Origin of the sequence: Photobacterium alginatilyticum (assembly GCF_009910675.1) — a bacterium.
Classification (GTDB): Bacteria; Pseudomonadota; Gammaproteobacteria; order Enterobacterales; family Vibrionaceae; genus Photobacterium; species Photobacterium alginatilyticum.
The window spans coordinates 1-3,743 of the sequence record NZ_RSEJ01000066.1; the positions used below are offsets into that span (position 1 = coordinate 1).

A 3,743-nucleotide genomic window follows, 5' to 3' on the forward strand; every position below is an offset into this window, starting at 1 on the left:
TGTTAGGCTAGGAAAAGAGGTCTTCCGACGGCTGGAATATCACATCAACGATTCAGCAATTCGTTGGGCGCAATCCACCCTAATTCTAATGGCAAGGAACAATTATCGTGCGTAAATTATGTGGGGATCCGCCAGCGCCTGCAATAAGATGCCCCACACAAAACCAACAAAGCACACCGAACTTTATACCAAAACCGCCGAGTGTAACGGGTCACCTTGATTGTTTTGTTATGCAACTCCATCCATTAGTGCGTTCCCTATTTGGTCGCAAGTCTATCGACGCATAGTGTCTTTCGGTGAAGCTGCCACAAATCCTGATTTAAGGTTGCTTCTCCCTCCTAGCGCCTTTGAGTCAGCTGAACTTTCCCCATTCCAAATGCCAAACCAGATCGGCTGCCCTGCGATGAAGCTGAAAGCCAAAGGGATCGCCCCTCTCTGAAACCACGGAACAAAAAGGGTGTTAAACGAGAGCCTGACGGTTCGTACTCAAAGGCTACAAAGAAACTGACAACTTGCTGAACCCCGACACCAAATGGCAGCCTTTCGCTGAACGAATGGCCTAAGAAATCGTGGTAGTGAACAATGAACCTTCTACCATCGATGAGCATGGCTCTTAGGTGCATAACGCCTGCAATAAGGTGCCCCACACTGAACCAACAAAGCACACCGAACTTCATACCAAAACCGCCGAGTGTAACGGGTCACCTTGATTGCTTTGTTATGCAACGCCATCCATTAGTGCGTTCCCTATTTGGTCGCAAGTCTATCGACGCATAGTGTCTTTTCGGTGAAGCTGCCACAAATCATGATTTGAAGATTGCTTCTACCTCCTAGCGCCTTTGAGTAAGCTGAACTTTCCCCATTCCAAATGCCAAACCAGATTGGCTGCCCTGCGATGAAGCTGAAAGCCAAAGGGATCGCCCCTCTCTGAAACCACGGACCAAAAAGGGTGTTAAACGAGAGCCTGACGGTTCGTACTCAAAGGCTACAAAGAAACTGACAACTTGCTGAACCCCGACACCAAATGGCAGCCTTTCGCTGAACGAATGGCCTAAGAAATAGTGGTAGTGAACAATGAACCTTCTACCATCGATGAGCATGGCTCTTAGGTGCATAACGCCTGCAATAAGCGGCGCGAATTTAAACTTTCTCACCAAAAACACCATAATCACGGAATTAATTCAAACCAAAACCGCCGAGTGTTCGCGTCCGTTTGATTGCTTTGTTATAGCGCCATAATTCTTCGATCAATCTCACAGAGTGAACTCGGATGACCTCTCATTTTCTTAGCAAGATGCTCTCTAACTCGAGTTCCCATCCAATACCAATTAGGCAATTACACCTACATGGTTAACATACAGACAACTTACTAATATTGGAAAGAAATATACATGAATAGCGACTCACTTCCTTACAAATTACCGAATAAGCCCAAATCACAATTACAGTTCTTAGCAAAAGTCACATCAATACCTAACAATCTGCTGACTAATGCTGGCACACAAGAAATCGAAGCGTTATCAGCAATGATTTTATATAGGCATTTAAACCGCCAACAAAGAATAGAAGCAATGGCAACAATACGTGCGGTACCGAACAAAGCCCTAATGGGTACTTTAATTACAAAAACCCTGGATACCACATTTGTTAATCCACAATGGGGAATATGGTCGCTGAACTCTCAAGAGTTACAAGACGACATTTCTTTTCATTCCTCTATCGATTCATTAGCTGGATACATAGGTGTTGGAGCGTCAGCGTTAGGGGGAAAAGATTTCGTTAAGAATATCTGGTCTCAAAAGCGCATGGGCAGACAGCACTGGATAATGCTTGTCATTTGGGGCTGCGTTTACATGAACAAAAGAGAGCTTAATAAAGCACAAACCGAACTAAAAAACCGTACAACTATTAATAGCTCAAGGCATTACTAATAATGATAAATATCCTGACCAAAATTATTTTTTATCTCGTTCTCTTTTTCTTCGTGATGTGGTACTGGGAAAACTCAGACAGTGCTACAAGGACAGGTTTATTCTACTTTGTATTCTTACTTGCTTTCGGACAAAATGCATATTACTCGCATAAAATCTCCAAGCTACAAAATAACGGAAAGTAGCTAAGCGCCACTATGAGTGGCGCTATAACGCCTGCGATAAGGTGCCCCACGCCAAACCTGCAAAGCACACTAAACTTCATACCAAAACCGCCGAGTGTAACGGGTCACCTTAATTGCTTTGTTAGGCATTTCCACTTGTGGCATCACAACCTGGCAGTCGAACTCTCAGCGCGCTCCGGCGCCAACCATGGGATACAGCACACACGAATCTTAACGAGACATGTAAACTATCAACAGCTTAAAGCCAGCTACATTTGCATGACACCCTGGTGAGATGCTAATCGAGGCTGCATCCACTAGACTGATGGGTTGAGTAAATGACAAGCCTTTCACTGCAGTGCAACGAGGAAACTAGGAACGTTTATTGCCGTCGTCTGAGACAGCAAAGAACGGAACAACCTGCATTTCCCGGAACAATAAGGACAGCCCTACGATGAACGAATGGCCATAGAGTTCCCGTTCTTGAGCGATGCGGTTACGACCAGATCATAAAGCAGGCTTTTCCCATGCCTAACGCCTGCAATAAGGTGCCCCACGCAAAACCACCAAAACGCACCGAACTTCATACCAAAACCGCCGAGTATAATGGGTCACCTTGATTACATTGTTATGTGCTTTTTTGCTCCGTACTATATTCAGCAGAACCACATGCGATTTCCCATAAGTATCCATCTAAGTCTGAGAAATAACCTGAAAAACCACCCCAGAATACAGGTTGTCCTTCTTTAATAATTGTTCCGCCATAAAGTGTAGCTTTTTGTAGTAACTCTTTGACTTCAGTTGATAAGGATACATTATGCGCTAATGTGATACCTGCAAATCCCGTTCCCTCGGGAGATATACCAACATCTTTTGCTAATTCAGGTTTAGGGAACAAGGCTAGTTCAGGGCCATCCAAGTCGAAGAAAATAATCTCATCCGAATCGAATTCTGTTCGTTTTAAATTGAGTACATTTTCGTAAAATGCAGCAGACTGTTTTAGATCTGCTACGCCTAGAGTAATTATTGAAAGTTTTCTCATACTGCCTCCTTGCCACCAGAGTACCCACGTTAAGTGGTGAGCAACGCTCACCATCTAACCTAAACCACAGTGCCGTAAACACTAAAGCTGAATCAAACTGGAAATGCCAAGCGTTGGGAATCTGTCTTAAACGCTTTGTTATGTGTGTTGTTCAAACCTAGCGATATGACGTTTATACTTTTTCTCACGCCACCACCAAATTACGAAACTAAGAGGAATAGCACCAACCGATGCCCAGAAACCACTCACTAATATATCGGTAGTTAGAGCCCAACTCCAAGCAGCTTCTGATATAAATATCGGTTCAATGCTTCGACCTATCATTACGCCCAAAATAGCAGGAAATGATGTGAGAACAGCAAACCTAAAACTCCCCTTCTTTCGCTCTAGTTTCCACTTGGAAAATTCGATATCCGGATCTTTCATTTTCTCCTCCATAAGATATTTGCCACGAAACACATAACGCCAACATAAGGTGCGCCACAATAAACTAACCAAGCGCACCAAACTCCATACCAAAACTGCCGAGTGTAAAGCGTCACCTTGATGTTTTTGTTATGTTTTATGGTATACACCCTTACCATACCTTTGGATGTAATTGTAAAA

The 3,743-nt window shown here is 43.7% G+C and carries 5 protein-coding genes; 1 reads left to right on the top strand and 4 read right to left on the bottom strand.

What is annotated here, in order from left to right:
* Nucleotides 1–338: 338 nt before the first annotated feature.
* Both EIZ48_RS27670 and EIZ48_RS27675 read right to left on the bottom strand, forming a co-directional pair.
* Nucleotides 339–677 (bottom strand): hypothetical protein, encoded by a 339-nt coding sequence (locus tag EIZ48_RS27670; RefSeq protein WP_160658554.1) that lies wholly within the window; start codon nucleotides 675–677, stop codon nucleotides 339–341.
* A gap of 153 nt (nucleotides 678–830) precedes the next feature.
* Entirely contained in the window at nucleotides 831–1,154 is a 324-nt protein-coding gene (locus EIZ48_RS27675) for a hypothetical protein (RefSeq protein WP_160658556.1), read from the bottom strand.
* Between the two features lie 237 nt (nucleotides 1,155–1,391).
* Here EIZ48_RS27675 and EIZ48_RS27680 point away from each other — a divergent pair, with 237 nt between their 5' ends.
* Nucleotides 1,392–1,931, top strand: a complete 540-nt coding sequence (locus tag EIZ48_RS27680) for a hypothetical protein (protein WP_160658558.1) — start codon at nucleotides 1,392–1,394, stop codon at nucleotides 1,929–1,931.
* A 792-nt stretch (nucleotides 1,932–2,723) separates the two neighbouring features.
* Here the strand turns inward: EIZ48_RS27680 and EIZ48_RS27685 are convergent.
* The gene (locus tag EIZ48_RS27685; RefSeq protein ID WP_160658560.1) at nucleotides 2,724–3,137 is read right to left on the bottom strand and encodes a VOC family protein; all 414 of its coding nucleotides are present in this window, start codon (nucleotides 3,135–3,137) and stop codon (nucleotides 2,724–2,726) included.
* 138 nt (nucleotides 3,138–3,275) lie between these two features.
* Entirely contained in the window at nucleotides 3,276–3,563 is a 288-nt protein-coding gene (locus tag EIZ48_RS27690) for a hypothetical protein (RefSeq protein WP_160658562.1), read from the bottom strand.
* Between the last annotated feature and the right edge of the window lie 180 nt (nucleotides 3,564–3,743).